The sequence below is a fragment of the Planococcus circulans genome (assembly GCF_020023385.1).
Classification (GTDB): domain Bacteria; phylum Bacillota; class Bacilli; order Bacillales_A; family Planococcaceae; genus Planococcus.
The window spans coordinates 51,272-66,040 of record NZ_JAIQCL010000001.1 but is presented as its reverse complement, the minus strand read 5'-3'; the positions used below and the strand labels follow the sequence as shown (position 1 = coordinate 66,040).

Sequence of the window (14,769 nt, the reverse complement as noted above, 5' to 3'; positions counted from 1 at the left end):
TCCTTTTTTCCATCTTAATGGATTAATACGCTGATAGGAAATAATATACTGAAGGAGGTGATTTCATGCCGTTTATGAAAGACGTAAAAGAACAGGAAGAAATCCGCAAAAAGCAGAATCTGATCCGCATCCTTACTTGGGTTATCGTTGCCATCGTCCTGGTAGTCGTTTGGTACTTTACGAGATGAAGAAAACTAACCTATTTTACCCCTTTAGAAAAAAAGTTGTGCAATCCAAGAAGCAAATTTGTTCATCATGGCTGTACAAAAAAAGACCATAATCAGACTCGAATCATTCGAGTCCGGCTATGGTCTTTCGCCATCTCAGGCTGGCTTTTTTTTCGTCTGGATAATCTCAACGATCACTAATCCCAATGTGATACCAAGAAGCACGTTAATGATCAATGGGCTTAAAAACTGGTCACGGAAAATGGTGGCAACCGTCAATATGTAGAAAGCCGCTTGTGTGATTTTTGCAATCGTCGGCAATGCGTCTTTCGGATAGCGTATGCGTGCCAGCTGAAAAACCAGGAATGCCAGCAGCAAAACCAGGTAATGCGGCCACGATAAAGCAGAGACCACATTATTAATCACCGCAAAAACCAGCAGCGGGATAAAATAGAACAAAACTGATTTCACGATTACAGCCTCTTTTCAAATTATTTTTTCGTATTGTCCTGTTGTTTGCGCACCACTAGTAAATATAGATTATAGATGGAGAATATTACCGCAACGGTTACGATAACCACTGAAACCATCGGATAAACAGAAACTCCATTTTGCATCATTTCCACGATTCGCGTATAGACGATCCAGGGTCCGATGACCAGAATGAAAATATCAAGAGCAGTACCAAGTTTAGTTCTCATAAGCTTCCTCCAATAAATGATGATAACTCAATCTTATCAGACTTTAGCTGCAGCGTATGCATAGAAACCAAACAGCTGTCCATAAAAATAAAGGACGGCTGCCACAGATGGGACAGATTACTTATGTGCACGAAGCTCGGTTCTTGCCAGCGCATCCGCTGCCCGGTTCTGTGAGTCTGGAATCCACTTGATAAAACAAAAATCGAATTGATCGCCGATTTCCAGTGCTTTGGCCAAAAGAGGCTTGAACTTTGGATTCTTGATCGATCTTTTTTCAAAGGCATCGACCGTAACCTGGGAATCAGACTTGATGGACACCATTCCTGATGATAGCCCTTTCGCAAGCTCCAGCCCTTTTACCAGCGCGGTGAATTCTGCAGTATGATTGTCCATTTCCCCCACATATTCGCTCCAGTGGATCAAATGGCCCTCACCGCGGATGAAAACACCGACTGCACTGACTTGAGGAGTTCCAGCAGAGGCCGCATCCACAAATACTTCCAGCATCGAATCACCTACTTTTCATCAATGGGTTTCATGATTTTCGCCAAATAGCCGAATGGGGTATCCATGATGGATACAATAAATTTCAACACGTATGTCGAAATGAATATTTGCAGCCATACATCAAATGGAAACACTCCCCAAAAAGCGATGAATGTAAAAATCAAGGTATCAAGCAATTGACTCAACAAGGTTGAGCCGTTGTTGCGAATCCAAAATTGGCTGTCTTTCGGGAAGATTTTACGAAGCGCCCCGAAGATGATGACATCCAAGTGCTGACTGGCAAGATAAGCCACCATGCTGCCGATGGCGATCTGCGGAACAAGACCGAAGATCGTTTCCAAAGAGCCTTGTGCGAAATCGCTGTCTGCGGGGATGAACTTGATCCCGAACTGCATGACCAGCACCATGATGAGCAGGGAGGAAAAGCCGAGCCAAACTGCTTTTTTCGCTTCTTTTTTGCCATACTTTTCGTTCAAAATATCAGTCGCCAGAAATGTCGATGCGTACAGGCTATTTCCTAATGTAGCAGTGAGTCCGATAATTTCAATGGTCTTCGTGACTTGGATATTGGCCAGTACCGTGGAAATAGCTACCCACGCAAACAAACCGGTCTTCCCGAAAAATTTATACATGATCAATAACAGTACAAAATTGAACAAGGCAAAGCCGAGTCCCCAAAATTCATTAAACAAAAAAACTTCCTCCTTAGTTTTGGTAAAGCGGGAATTTGCGAACCGCTTGGTACCGTAAAAATGTCCTCAGTCAGTATAACTATTGTTGCAATAAAAAACAAATGCGTAGTAGAATGAGGAAATGACGATTTGCTATGAGGTGACTAAGTGAAAAAAGTTTCTATTATCAATGAAATCGATGAAATGCTGTCGACATACTGTGAAGGCTGTTTTGTGAGAACCCAACTTCGCAAAGATGAAGGGAAAACCGCTGCCCACAGATTTTGCATCAGCAATTGCACAGTCGGAACCCAACTGCAATTTTTAGGAAACGAACTCAATAAAGTTGGAACCAGCGATAAATGATAAATAGAGAGCCCGGGACAGAATAACCGTCCCGGGCTCTCTATTTGGCTTTCCTGAAGATTTGTTTTTCGGCAGCCATGTATAGGCAACATTCTCCGGCAACTGACTACCAGGTATTTTTCTTTGATTGAAGCGACACGCTTCCAAGTGGGCTGGCCACGAAGACTCCTGTGGGACAGGGAAGCGGACGGACCGGTTGGGGATTATGCACCGCTATACATTTTGGTCAGACTTTGTCTACAGTCTGGAAATTCTTTCTTTCTTCTTCTTTTTGGCTGCCGAAATCAAAAAACATTGAATAATCTGTATGTTTAGAATACTTTGGCTGGGTAATAGTAAAAGTATGCACGGATTTCTAAACTAAGGATTAAGGAGTGTTATTATGGCGGAAACAAACGAGCAACAAAAGCTTACGGCATTATTAGGGTGGAGTTTACCCGCAATCGAAGCGATTGATAAGCTGGATAGGCCTTATGTTGTGGTCGGTCCACCGGATTTCCAGGCTTTTGCGGACGAGAACGGCATCAACTTTATCGGCTGGGATTTTGATCGGCTCAATGAAGGGTCAGATGAACTTTATGAACGGTTAAAAGAAATGGACACGAAAGTGACAGTTCCCATCTATGAAGAAACGGTGGAATGGGCGGGAGCCTTGAATGCAAGGCTATTCGACGATCCGCGGATCTTCAACCGCTCCTTATTGCTGCGGGATAAAGGGTTGATGAAGCGGAAAGCTCAAATGTCAGGGATTAAAGTGGGCGTTTTTGAAGAAGCCTACACCAAAGACGACATTCATCGTTTCCTGAAGCGTGTAAACGATGCTTTGATTAAAATAGACGGAGACCTAAACGACCCGATCCACATAAAACCATTGAACAAAGCGGGAACAGTGGGGCATATGATGATTCGGGACGCTGGCGATATCGATAAAATCGGTGATCAGGAATTTCCATACCTCATGGAGAGCCATTTGGACGGACAGGAATTTTCCTGTGAAGCGTTCATACACGATGGCCAGGTCAAGTTCCTCAATATTACGGAATATGTGAGATTGGGACATTCCAATTTCGTTCCTGCCTCGCCCGCACTTGAAGAATGGCGACCGCAGATCCTCGAACAGGTACAGAAACTGGTTGATTCATTTGAAATCCAATATGGCGTCATCCATCCTGAATACTTTATCTCCCATGATGGAACGTTAAATTTCGGTGAAGTGGCAGCACGTGTGCCAGGTGGTCATATCTTTGACTTGATTGAACGGGCATATGGCTTTAATGCATTTCAGGCGCAAATTCTGTGCAGCGATCCTGACACACCTTCGGAAGAATTGGACAATTTCTTTCCTGAAGAAGTCGTTTCAGCGAAGGGCTATGCAGGAAGCTTAATGGTTTATCCGCGTGTCCGTCTTATTGAGAAGCTGGACGTTCCGGAAGAGCTGAAAAATGATTCATATTTCGAAAAACACGACCTGTTCATACCGGTCACCTCCAAGGTAGCAGAGCGCGTAGGGTTCGGAAATCATTATGGAACCTTGTTCTTTTTCGGAGATGACAGCAATCGGATGCAAGAGTTGCTGAAGCAATATGAAGACTACGATTTTTATCATTAATAGCTTGGGGGAATTTCAATGTCAACAGGATTAACAACGAAAGACAAGTTCGGACAGGCGCTTCAAACATTGGAAGAAGCAAAGCCGTTCGCTAAAAGTATGTATCAGACAGAGGTTTTCCAATTGGCCACTGAACTTGCTTCCACAGAAGAAGGGCTAGCCCAAATATATGAGTTTGCTCAGCAATTCGATCAAGCGGGCGTATTCCATGCAGGTCCCTGGGCAGATGCCTCAAATCTTGAAGCTCCGTTTGTTGGAGGAGCTCTGAAGGTCAAAGGCATCAATTCGGTAGTCGAGATGCTCAGTGAATTGCGTATGCTTTCAATAGCCGAAGGCAGGTATGAACATCCAGAAGTTTCCGCTGAAGAAGCAGCCACATTCCTGAATGAAGTGCTGGCATTAAATTTGGATCTTCTGTTTCCCCCGGAAACCGAAGAAGCGAGAGTAGCAGGTGGGGGCGAGCATCTCGAAAGAGGCGAGCGCTTATTCCGCTTTCTCGGCGGCAAGCTTTCGTATAAAGCGGTCGCTGAGAAATTAGTGGAGGAAATCGAGCGTTTGACAGTTCAGCGTCCCATCATGGTGGACCGGATCGTCTTGATGATTGAAACGGCTACGCGCATGATTGATGAAAACATCTCTGACGAAACCAAAAATCGGCTGCTTTATTTTAAGAAAGCCATTACGTATCCGACTGCATTGAGCGAGCAGTACCCGGATTTGAAATCATATCGTCTGCAATTGATGAAGGAAAGCGAAGAAACCCTGCAGCAAGAAGCCCAGGCATTTGCAAAATCCATCAACGAAACCGGGTTGGTGTCGCCGGTCAATGCAGTGTTCTTGCGCTATCTCAACCGGAAATATCCTCATCTATTGAGTGATGCTTTAAGCTTGACTGAACAAGGCCAGGCGAGTTTGAACGCCAATCCGGAATTGATTCGGGACATGATCCAAATTTCCGTTCATCCGCAGACGAGCAAAGTGGTTTATGGCTTGTCGAAAATGCTGGACCGTGGTGTGCTGACCCAGGAGCCTTTGCTGCCGGCACTCAGAAGGCTTTTTGAAATCGACATCCAGCCGGAAGTGAAGCAGCTGCTGATGAAACCGGAATTCAGAAAAGGCGGCATCACTGCGAACGGTGTACTGGTGGGGGGAGTCATCAATGTGCTCGGCCAGCCTCTTGGCATCGGCCAAGGGTTGAACCCGACATGCCAGTCGGCGAGAGCACTGAGCCTCTGGGCTCAGCACGGCATCGGCCAATTGCTTGAATACATCGCCCGTGCTGTACGTGAAAATGATATCGATATGACATTTGAAGGGGAACCGATCCATTCCAATATGGTGATCGGCGGTGTCGCCGAGGAAATTCATCAGGATCTGGATCCTGTCTCCATCGTACTGGTTCCTCATCTCGACAAAATCTACAACGAAATGATGAAGAAAACCATATTGCGGGGAGAAGATGGTCATAAATGGGTCAATCCTGAGTTTTACGGTGAATGGATTTCCCGTGGCTTTGCCAATATCATCGACCCGTTAACCGGCTATGCAGCTGACTATGCAGCTTTTGTCCGGTTGTTCTATGCTACCCATCATCCCGAATACAACGAAGGTTATGAAATGATTTACCCGAATCCTGTGGGAATCTACATCACCAATGTACATGGCAATCTTTTAGGGTTGCATGCCGTATCGATTCAGCGGATAGCAAAAGATCCGCAAGGTGAATACCGTGTCTACTTCTATAATCCGAATAATGACAGCGGACAGAATTGGGGCCAGGGAATTCTGACGAGCGTGCAAGGGAATGGGGAGCTGGAAGGTGAATCTTCCTTGCCTTTCCATCAATTCACTTCCCGGATGTATGCCTTCCATTATAATCCCTACGAACAAGGCGACCTGATTATGGTTGAGGATTCAGACGTAGAGAAAATAGAAGCATTGGCACGTGAAAGCTGGGGAAAAAATTACACATGGGTTTAAACGGACAAAAAAATAAAAAGCAGGAACGGAATTTCCGTCCCTGCTTTTTTCTATTGGATTATTCTGAATCGATTTGAATAACATTTGCAGCCTGTGGTCCGCGATTGCCATCAATAATATCAAATGACACGGTCTTGCCTTCGGTCAATGTCCGAAACCCATCGCCCTGGATGCCTGTAAAATGGACAAATACATCATCACCATCATTATACTCAATAAATCCGTAACCTTTTTCTGAGTTAAACCATTTCACTGTTCCCTGGTGCATGCGAGTTCCCCCTATTATTGAGTATGCCATGGACCTATAGACGCCATGTTATGGATGGCTATACTATACATGAAGCCTATCGAAACGTCAATAATCGTTGGGAATACAGGCATTCTGATGGCATTTCAGGTTATAATAGAAGAAACAGGCGATAGGAGCGGAAGCATGGACCAGGAAAAAATCAAGCAATGCCGTAACGAAGTGAAGAAAATCTATGAGCAGTTCGATGCCAGCCATGATTGGCAGCACGTTGAGCGGGTATTGAAAAATGCAGAAATCATATTGGAGCAGGAGCGGGCAGATGCGTACATTGTCGAACTCGCAGTGCTGCTGCACGATGTTTCGGACCCGAAATACAAAAAACCCGAAGAGGATTTGGAGCAGGACATCCTGGATCGCCTGGAGCTGCCAGATATTCATAGGCAAAGGGTCCAAGACGTCATTGCTTCGGTTTCCTTCAAAGGCGGCAACGGCAAGCCGGCAGCAAGCATTGAAGCGAAGATCGTCCAGGATGCAGACCGCTTGGATGCCATCGGAGCGATCGGCATCGCCCGGGCATTTGCCTATGGCGGAGCCAAAGGGCGGAAGCTCTACGATTGGAACGAAAAAGCACGCACAGCAATGACGGAACAGGAATACCGGGAAGCACAAACAAGCAGCGTTACGCATTTCTATGAAAAGCTTTTGCTGCTGAAAGATCAAATGACAACGGAAACTGGTAAGCAGATGGCTGAAGAACGCCATGAATTTATGCTATCCTTTTTAAAGCAACTACAAACAGAAACGGATGGGAATAAATGAGCCACTTAAATATTACGAAATTAACAAAAACAGTTGGAGCCAAAACATTATTCAAGGATGTCGAATTTTCATTGTATCCAGGAGAACGCGCCGGATTGATCGGCGTAAACGGAACAGGGAAATCGACCTTGATGTCCATTTTGGCAGGAACAATGGATGCTGATAAGGTCGTTATGGACCATCCGAAGAAATACCGGATTACGTATTTGATGCAGGAGCCGGAATTCGATGAGTCATTGACAGTTCTTGAAACAGTGTTCTCGGGTGATTCACCGATACTGGTCTTAAACCGCGCCTATGAGAATGCTTTGAAAAATATGATGGTCGATTCAAGTTCTACTCAATTGCAGGACGAGTTAATGGATATCCAGGAAAAAATGGAGCAGGAGAATGCTTGGGACATCAATGCCTTGGCCAAGACAGCTTTATCCAAACTGGGGATCGACATGTACGACCAAGTGGTCAGCGAGCTTTCGGGCGGCCAGCGCAAACGTGTCGCCCTTGCTAAAGCATTGATCGAACCAGCGGACCTGATCCTTCTGGACGAGCCGACCAACCATTTGGACGCCGTTTCAACGGAATGGCTTCAGGAAACTTTATTGCGCATGGGTTCAGCCATGCTTTTTGTTACCCATGACCGCTATTTCCTCGATGCCGTTTCTACACATATCTTCGAGATTGCAGATCAGACGATGTACACCCATAAAGGGAACTACGGAGACTATTTGGAAAACAAAGCGATTCGCGACGAAATGAACGCCTCGTCTCAGCAAAAACTCGAAAACCGCTTCCGTTCAGAATTGAAATGGATTCGACGCGGAGCAAAAGCGCGTTCAACCAAACAAAAAGCGCGGATTCAGCGTTTTGATGAAATTAAAGAAAATGTCCAAAAAGAAAACGACAATACTTCTTTGGAACTGTCGATGCAAAGCCAGCGTCTTGGCAAGAAAATCATTGAAGGCAAGGACATGGGTGTCGCTTTCGGCGACAAGCAGATCTTCAGTGGTTTTGACTTCCTATTGCAGGGTGGAGACCGCATCGGCATCGTCGGGCCAAATGGCGCCGGCAAATCGACCTTAATGAAGATGTTGGCTGGCGAACTGGAACCGACTACCGGTAAGATGGAATATGGCAGTACGGTGAAAATCGCCCACTTCACACAGCATTTGCCGGAAATGGATGAGTCCCAGCGGATGATTGAATATATCCAGGAAACATCCAGTGATTTTGAAGCTGAAAAAGGAGTTCGCCTGTCTGCAACGCAGATGCTTGAACGCTTCCTGTTTCCATCGAATGGCCATGGCACGCAAATCGGCAAACTGTCGGGCGGCGAGCGCAAGCGCCTGTATCTCTTGAAACTATTGATGGAACAGCCGAACATCCTGTTCCTGGATGAGCCGACAAACGATCTGGACATCCAGACACTTTCGGTTTTAGAGGACTTCCTGGAAAACTTCCCAGGCGTCGTCATTACGATTTCCCACGATCGCTTTTTCCTTGACCGCATTGCGCGGAAATTATGGACAACAGGCACCGGGAAAATTGAAGAATATCAAGGCTTATACTCTGAGTTCATCAAAGAGAAAAACAATCCGGTGTCCCTGGCTGAACAGGAGCTTGTTGAAACAATTGTGCCTGAGCCGGTGAAACCGAAAAAGAAAATGACCTATAAAGAACAGCAGGAATACGATGGCATTCTTGAGAAGATTGCACAGGCGGAAGCGAAAATCGAAGCACGCGAAGAGGAAATGGCTCTGGCTGGTGCAGATTACGATAAACTGCAGAAGCTGACAAAAGAAGTAAATGCACTGACGGCTGATTATGATGCATTGATCGAGCGGTGGACCCATCTTCAGGAAATCGCGGAAGCATGATCTATTAATTGCAGGAGGGATTTTTTGTGAAAATCATTACCATTGAACCGACGCCAAGTCCAAACACGATGAAAGTGATCATCGATCAGGAGTTGCCATTTGGCAAAAGCCACAATTACAACAAGGAAAATCTGGCAGGTGCACCGAAAGAATTTCAAGAATTGCTTTCGATTGACGGAGTCAAAGGCGTCTACCACGTAGCTGACTTTTTGGCAGTCGAGCGCATCTCGAAGTTTGACTGGGAAACGATCTTGGCACAGGTCCGCAATGTCTTTGGCGAAGACCGGGAACATTCAAGCGATGAAATCGAAATGGACGAGCATTTCGGTGAAGTCTATGTACATGTTCAGGAATTCAAAGGCATACCCTTGCAGGTCAAAGTCTTCGATAACAGCTCTGAAGAACGTTTTGGCATGCCGGAGCGATTTGTCACTGCTATGAAACTGGTCATGGACCCGACAGAGGAAAACTACCTGCTGCAGCGTAAATGGGCCGATTACGGCGTCCGTTACGGTGACAAAGGCGAAATCGGCAAAAGCATGGTGGAAGAAATCGAAGCGGCTTATCCGCAGGACCGCCTGGACGCGCTGACTACGAAAGAAGATGCAGAGCAGGCACAAGCAGCACCACGGGGCCGCAGGATTTCTGCAGAGGAATTCAACGCGCCTGATTGGGAAACCCGTTTCCAGCTGCTCGATCAAATGATTGAAGCGGATGTGGACGACCTTCCATTGCTGTCTCTTGCGTTAGATGACGAAAAGATGTCAATCCGCCGCCAAGCCGCTATTTTCCTTGGAGACATCAAGGATAAAGCAGTGGTGCCTTACGTCGAACGTGCAATGAAAGACAAGAGCTGGGCCGTCCGCAGAACAGCGGGGGATACCATCAGTGACCTCGGTTTTGAAGAATTCGAACCGATTATGGTGGAAACCTTGAAGGATAAAAATAAGCTGGTCCGCTGGAGAGCGGCGATGTTCCTGTATGAAACAGGGACAGAAGCAGCATTGCCTGCATTGAAGCAAGCAGAAGAGGATCCGGAGTTTGAAGTGAAGCTCCAGATTAAAATGGCGATCGCACGCATCGAACTGGGTGAAGACGCCAAAGGGTCCGTTTGGAAACAAATGACCGAAGCGCGCGAAGCGATGAAAGACCAATAAAATTGAAGGCCGGTGACTGAAAAGTCATCGGCCTTTTTCTGTCATTAAGTCAACTTGTTCCAAATAAAATGTTTCCTTCGGTCCATTAAGAGGTAAAGTGCTCCTAACCGAGATAAAAAGGGAGTCATAATTTACTAGGAGGAATACAGATGGAAAACAGCGTTTATTCAATAGAAATCTTATCCAGTGGAAAGTACGAATCATGGGAATTTGAAGACCGCCAAAAACGTGATGCTTTTTTTGAAAAAGTAAGCAGTCAATTTAAAGAACAAAAAGTAAAGGAGCAGGAAGACGATATCGATGATACGCAGATTGTTCAGCTGTCTTCCAATAATCTGGAGATAAAGGACGATGGAAAATACGATCAGGATACTTCGTATGAATGGTTCGAATACGACATCTTCAGCAAAATGCTGGATTTCATCAACCAAGAATACGACAAGCTGGGGTAGGTAATTCTTTAAAGAAAGGAAGGTAGATGAAAATGAGGCTCACGAAAGATCAGTTGGAAGTCATCGCAAAAACTTTGAATGCCAAAGGCGTCAGCAAAACATGCGCAGCATGCGGTACCAAAGACCCTGTAATGGTGGATGAACTTCTGTTTTTGGGGAAATCGACAACGGGCAAGTTTCCATTAGTGGTCACCGGATGTGGTCACTGCGGACTCACGCAAAGCTTTGCAGTTAATCGGCTGGTGCCGGAGTTATTTGACAATCTGGCATTCGAAAAGGAAAGTTGACTAACTGAAGTGTTCCCCAACTACCCATTTCGGGTAGTTTTTTCGTTGTCAGGAAATCGTGTTTTGTGAGTGGGTAATGGCAGATATATAGGAAAAAATAGGACTATAAAATCACTTTATGCATCAAAAGATACGAATTTATCAATATTATTCATTTTTATTAAAAATTATTAGGTCCTTGTATACGTTTAATGGTATTAAATTTATGCTATCTTGTATGTATACATAGGAGGGTTTCAGGTGAATCTTACAGTCAATGGGGTAGTATTGAATCAAAAAAGAAGTTCGTTGATCATCAAAGAACTCATAAGAGAAGCAGTGGCAGAACATCCACAAGATGTAGAAGAATATTTAAAGGATTACACGGTAGAAGAGGTCGGAAGCTCCATCATTCTTCGCCCACCATCCGTTGAAGGCATTCAAATCTCACTATTTAAGTCGTCCTGAGGGACGGCTTTTTAATTTGTCCGGGTAGTAGGGTAGTATGTTAAAAGATGTGAAGTAAGCCATATTCAAAGTTTCAATTTTACTGTATATTGAAAAGAGAAAAGAGTGATATTATGGGCAGTGCAGTATTTCCCGCAAAAAAGAAAAAAATAGAAGCTATGATCAAAAAATATGGTATAGAGATGAGTTGGCATGTTTTTAAGACTAATTTTAAAATTGATTACCCAGAAGATTGGGAGCTGATCAATGCGGCTTTTGAAAGTTACCAAAAAAACACCAAAAGAGGCAAAAATCATCCGATGCCCCATCCGGATAAATATCTTAAGAATCTGTATAACAGCTTCTCAACCAAATAATGAGTTTAAAAGAGCATCCAACCGGATGCTTTTTTTCTTGGAATTCACATAGTATGCAGTGAGTAAAAAAACCTTCCTTTTAAGGGAGGTCAGTAGAATAGATTTTCTTGAAAAGACTTTCAGCCGCTTCATCGATCGACGTGTAGTATTCGACTTTGTGGCTTTCACTGGAAGTGACCTCCAGGATGAATGTGTCCTTGATGCACTTAACTTTAAGCGTATTTTCACTTTCTTCAATAGCGAATGTGTGTGTGATTGAAGAAGTGTTGAAATGGCAGGTGATTAATAGGAGATCCTTAATGTGATTCAACTTCATAACGTTAGCTCTCTTTCAGGGTCAGGCTTAACTTTTCATTTATACGTGCATCCGAGACAAGTTCCATGAAAAGTAATATATTTCACTATTTTCAAGAAAATCATAAAAAACCCCTGAGAGATCAGGGGTTAAGCATTGTGGGGTGAATTAACTTGGAGTTCTACTATTTTCACTGCTTCCGCAATAGAATCAAATAACTCTACTCTTTGTTCTATGAGAAAAGTAAGTTCTATGGTGGAAGTTGATGGGATACATCTTGCACGAATCAAATAAATACCATCTTTACTAAAGGTATGGATGATTATGGCAGTATTGTATTGGCGTATGGTAGTCAGTATTTCTGTTATACTTTCTAATTTCATGGTAATTCCTCATTTCCATAATTGGAAATTGACTAAGTGAAGTCTCAAAGAATCCATTACATCATACAATTCCTACTATAACATAGTAAGGGAAATCATGTAGAAGACAAGAGCAACTTCCGAATCTCCATTCCGATCATTTTTAAGGTTTCTCAGAAATAGATCGGTACACTATGAAATTAGGAGTTATCTGGGTTACACTAAAGGAGATAAGATTCTCGATACGCAACAAAATATTTACTAGGAAAAGGGGCGAAAGCATGAACGCATATGATGAATACATGAAAGGCATAGTTGTACCTATGCGCCAGGAATTGACCGGTGCGGGGTTCAAGGAATTATTGACGGCTGAAGAGGTCAACGAACATATGAGCAGCGCTCACGGCACAAGTCTTGTAGTCATTAATTCAGTCTGCGGCTGTGCAGCTGGTTTGGCACGTCCGGCAGTCATTGAAGCGCTGCAGACAGTGGAAGCTAAGCCGGAACATCTGGTGACGGTATTCGCTGGACAGGATAAGGAAGCGACTGCACAGATGCGCAATTATTTTGAAGAGATACCACCGTCTTCACCCTCAATTGCCGTATTGAAGGATGGCCAATTGGCTCACTTTATTCCGCGCGAACACATTGAAGGTTATCCGATGGAACAGATCCGCGACCATTTGGCACAGGCCCTTGAACAGGTGGCTGCTCAGTGAAAACGGTCATCACCACAGCGTACCGGCCAACTTCGTACATCTTCGAACAGGCCGGCCGCGTTTCAGCAGATCTTTCGCTCGATCAGATTCCACGCAATAAACGCTCCATCGAAAGATTGCATATGGATGAAAGAGCGGATCTTCTAGTCTGTTTAAAGGAACGGCTCGAGTTTTATCCACTGGGTAAAAACGAGCCGTTCTTTTTTCATCCGAATTCAGCGGCTTTCCGGACAAAAAGGCCGCTTGAACAAGACCCTTTGATCGAAGTATCGAGTCTACAGCCCGGCGATTCTTTTCTGGACTGCACATTGGGGTTGGCATCTGATTCGATTGTGGCTTCCCAGCACGTTGGTGAACAGGGCCAGGTGTATGGCTGTGAAAGCCATCCTGTCCTCGCATACGTCGTAGGGCAAGGCCTGCAGCAATATAGCGGCATGCCGCATTTGGAAGAGGCGATGAAACGCATTAAAGTGATTTCTTCCGATGCGGTGTCATTTTTGCAGAAACTGGAAACAAATTCGATTGACGTGATCTACATGGATCCGATGTTCACAGAAGAAATTACGGAAGCATCCAATTTTACACCACTAAGAGGTCCCGCTGACCAGGGTCAATTGACACAACAATGGATGGACGAAGCGAAAAGGGTGGCGCGCAAGGCGATTGTCCTGAAAGCGCATTTTCGCTCACAGGATTTTGAACGCTTCGGTTTTACCCGGCGTGTACGTCCGAATACGAAATTCCATTACGGTTTGATCTCTTGCCAAACCAAAAAATAAGCAATAAAAAAACTTCCCGTTATCCAGGAAGTTTTTTTATTGCTTATTAGTCTGTAAAAGAAAGTGAAGTCAAATATACGAGCATAAATAAAAGACCCAGTCCAATCAATAATGATGCATCCATGAAAAATTCCTCCTTTTCAAAAAAAACAAGGCGTTGTTAATGACTTTATTGTACAATGAATTTCAAGAAGATGAAACCTTTACCAATAAAATTCGTATAAATAAGCAAGCGTGTTACTAAAATGTTCATAAATGAAAAGGTGATGTTGATGAAAAATTGGTGGCAAAAGTCGCTGGTGATTGCAGTTGCCGTTTTAACATTGGGCGCCATCTCTCCGAACCATCTTATCTGGGAGTCGCTTCTGGACGAAAAAGGCCAACCGAAATCACATGCAGCAGAAAGTGATAACAAACAATATACGTATGATTGGATCGATCCGAGCGAGTTTTACATTACCGGTGAATCCATACTTGACACTGTGCACCAATCTGCCGAAGAGCAGTCTTACCTGAAGTTCGGATCGCGGATCGGTCCTGTGATACAGGATGAATTCCAGACCATGATCCTGCCGAACATCCAGCGGGCGATTGACGTTCATTTGGCAACTCTTGATTCCGGTAAATTAAGCAAACTGGCCATTTCTGAGAAACCGTCCGGCGATTACTCAGAAAAGATCTTCCATGTCTACGATACTGAAACCAATAAAGACGAAATCCGCTTCCATGTGAGAACGGAGAAAAAGCCGCAAGTTGGCTATTCCTTCAATTTCCACTACCATCTGGCCGAAGATGATTTCCAAAAGCACATAACCGTGGGCGATATTTACTGGTCCAAAAATACACCGCCGAAATGGCTCTCCTAAACCGCTCACTATGTGACGGTTTTTTGTTTTGGCGAATTATACAGTAGAAAAATGAGTTCGCTTTGAATTTACCAATCTCTTAGCGCCGGCGCGTCCGCGGGCTGG

At 44.5% G+C, this 14,769-nt stretch carries 21 protein-coding genes; 14 read left to right on the top strand and 7 right to left on the bottom strand.

The features are described from left to right. Positions 1 to 65 precede the first annotated feature (65 nt). Positions 66 to 188: a hypothetical protein gene (locus tag K8U60_RS18980; RefSeq protein WP_263298518.1), complete on the top strand. Its 123-nt coding sequence runs from the start codon at positions 66 to 68 to the stop codon at positions 186 to 188. Between the two features lie 135 nt (positions 189 to 323). On the opposite strand, the gene K8U60_RS00355 is transcribed toward K8U60_RS18980, so the two are convergent. The 4 genes from K8U60_RS00355 to K8U60_RS00340 all read right to left on the bottom strand — a co-directional run bounded on the left by K8U60_RS00355 (position 324) and on the right by K8U60_RS00340 (position 2,067). Further along, positions 324 to 638, bottom strand: a complete 315-nt coding sequence (locus K8U60_RS00355; RefSeq protein WP_223632544.1) for a hypothetical protein — start codon at positions 636 to 638, stop codon at positions 324 to 326. Between the two features lie 20 nt (positions 639 to 658). Then, entirely contained in the window at positions 659 to 868 is a 210-nt protein-coding gene (locus K8U60_RS00350) for a hypothetical protein (RefSeq protein WP_223632541.1), read from the bottom strand. A gap of 117 nt (positions 869 to 985) precedes the next feature. Further along, a complete protein-coding gene (locus K8U60_RS00345) occupies positions 986 to 1,375 on the bottom strand; it encodes a ribonuclease HI family protein (protein ID WP_223632539.1) in 390 nt (129 codons plus the stop codon). Between the two features lie 8 nt (positions 1,376 to 1,383). Next, positions 1,384 to 2,067, bottom strand: a complete 684-nt coding sequence (locus K8U60_RS00340) for a queuosine precursor transporter (RefSeq protein ID WP_223632537.1) — start codon at positions 2,065 to 2,067, stop codon at positions 1,384 to 1,386. Positions 2,068 to 2,214: 147 nt separating this feature from the next. Here K8U60_RS00340 and K8U60_RS00335 point away from each other — a divergent pair, with 147 nt between their 5' ends. The 3 genes from K8U60_RS00335 (at position 2,215) to K8U60_RS00325 (ending at position 6,001) form a co-directional block, all read left to right on the top strand. Then, entirely contained in the window at positions 2,215 to 2,412 is a 198-nt protein-coding gene (locus K8U60_RS00335) for a zinc-finger domain-containing protein (protein ID WP_223632533.1), read from the top strand. Between the two features lie 382 nt (positions 2,413 to 2,794). Then, a complete protein-coding gene (locus K8U60_RS00330) occupies positions 2,795 to 4,021 on the top strand; it encodes an ATP-grasp domain-containing protein (protein WP_223632531.1) in 1,227 nt (408 codons plus the stop codon). An 18-nt stretch (positions 4,022 to 4,039) separates the two neighbouring features. Continuing rightward, positions 4,040 to 6,001, top strand: coding sequence for a hypothetical protein (locus K8U60_RS00325; RefSeq protein ID WP_223632527.1), 1,962 nt, complete (start codon positions 4,040 to 4,042; stop codon positions 5,999 to 6,001). Between the two features lie 58 nt (positions 6,002 to 6,059). Here K8U60_RS00325 and K8U60_RS00320 read toward each other — a convergent pair whose 3' ends face one another. After that, positions 6,060 to 6,269, bottom strand: a complete 210-nt coding sequence (locus tag K8U60_RS00320; RefSeq protein ID WP_006831634.1) for a cold shock domain-containing protein — start codon at positions 6,267 to 6,269, stop codon at positions 6,060 to 6,062. 165 nt (positions 6,270 to 6,434) lie between these two features. On the opposite strand from K8U60_RS00320, the gene K8U60_RS00315 reads away from it, so the two are divergent. The 7 genes from K8U60_RS00315 (at position 6,435) to K8U60_RS00285 (ending at position 11,643) form a co-directional block, all read left to right on the top strand. Further along, positions 6,435 to 7,070 carry an HD domain-containing protein gene (locus tag K8U60_RS00315; RefSeq protein ID WP_223632523.1) on the top strand — a complete coding sequence of 212 codons (636 nt, stop codon included), beginning with the start codon at positions 6,435 to 6,437 and terminating at the stop codon, positions 7,068 to 7,070. Beyond that, positions 7,067 to 8,944 carry an ABC-F family ATP-binding cassette domain-containing protein gene (locus K8U60_RS00310; RefSeq protein WP_223632520.1) on the top strand — a complete coding sequence of 626 codons (1,878 nt, stop codon included), beginning with the start codon at positions 7,067 to 7,069 and terminating at the stop codon, positions 8,942 to 8,944. The genes K8U60_RS00315 and K8U60_RS00310 overlap by 4 nt, the downstream gene beginning before the upstream one ends. Before the next feature lie 26 nt (positions 8,945 to 8,970). Further along, positions 8,971 to 10,101, top strand: a complete 1,131-nt coding sequence (locus K8U60_RS00305) for a conserved virulence factor C family protein (RefSeq protein ID WP_223632518.1) — start codon at positions 8,971 to 8,973, stop codon at positions 10,099 to 10,101. Between the two features lie 149 nt (positions 10,102 to 10,250). Continuing rightward, the gene (locus K8U60_RS00300) at positions 10,251 to 10,553 is read left to right on the top strand and encodes a hypothetical protein (protein WP_223632515.1); all 303 of its coding nucleotides are present in this window, start codon (positions 10,251 to 10,253) and stop codon (positions 10,551 to 10,553) included. A gap of 32 nt (positions 10,554 to 10,585) precedes the next feature. Beyond that, the gene (locus tag K8U60_RS00295) at positions 10,586 to 10,840 is read left to right on the top strand and encodes a hypothetical protein (protein WP_223632507.1); all 255 of its coding nucleotides are present in this window, start codon (positions 10,586 to 10,588) and stop codon (positions 10,838 to 10,840) included. Between the two features lie 240 nt (positions 10,841 to 11,080). Beyond that, positions 11,081 to 11,287 (top strand): hypothetical protein, encoded by a 207-nt coding sequence (locus K8U60_RS00290; protein WP_223632503.1) that lies wholly within the window; start codon positions 11,081 to 11,083, stop codon positions 11,285 to 11,287. Between the two features lie 113 nt (positions 11,288 to 11,400). Next, the gene (locus K8U60_RS00285; protein WP_223632499.1) at positions 11,401 to 11,643 is read left to right on the top strand and encodes a hypothetical protein; all 243 of its coding nucleotides are present in this window, start codon (positions 11,401 to 11,403) and stop codon (positions 11,641 to 11,643) included. 79 nt (positions 11,644 to 11,722) lie between these two features. On the opposite strand, the gene K8U60_RS00280 is transcribed toward K8U60_RS00285, so the two are convergent. Together K8U60_RS00280 and K8U60_RS00275 are read right to left on the bottom strand one after the other, a co-directional pair. Next, on the bottom strand, positions 11,723 to 11,959 hold the full coding sequence (locus K8U60_RS00280; RefSeq protein ID WP_223632497.1) for a hypothetical protein: 237 nt from the start codon (positions 11,957 to 11,959) through the stop codon (positions 11,723 to 11,725). Between the two features lie 128 nt (positions 11,960 to 12,087). Continuing rightward, positions 12,088 to 12,321, bottom strand: a complete 234-nt coding sequence (locus K8U60_RS00275) for a hypothetical protein (protein ID WP_223632495.1) — start codon at positions 12,319 to 12,321, stop codon at positions 12,088 to 12,090. Between the two features lie 260 nt (positions 12,322 to 12,581). Here K8U60_RS00275 and K8U60_RS00270 point away from each other — a divergent pair, with 260 nt between their 5' ends. The 3 genes from K8U60_RS00270 to K8U60_RS00260 all read left to right on the top strand — a co-directional run bounded on the left by K8U60_RS00270 (position 12,582) and on the right by K8U60_RS00260 (position 14,664). Continuing rightward, positions 12,582 to 13,019: a BrxA/BrxB family bacilliredoxin gene (locus K8U60_RS00270; protein ID WP_223632493.1), complete on the top strand. Its 438-nt coding sequence runs from the start codon at positions 12,582 to 12,584 to the stop codon at positions 13,017 to 13,019. Continuing rightward, complete coding sequence (locus K8U60_RS00265; protein ID WP_223632491.1) at positions 13,016 to 13,798, top strand: class I SAM-dependent methyltransferase; 783 nt, start codon at positions 13,016 to 13,018, stop codon at positions 13,796 to 13,798. The genes K8U60_RS00270 and K8U60_RS00265 overlap by 4 nt, the downstream gene beginning before the upstream one ends. Before the next feature lie 272 nt (positions 13,799 to 14,070). Beyond that, entirely contained in the window at positions 14,071 to 14,664 is a 594-nt protein-coding gene (locus K8U60_RS00260; RefSeq protein WP_223632489.1) for a YpjP family protein, read from the top strand. The last annotated feature ends 105 nt before the right edge of the window (positions 14,665 to 14,769 follow it).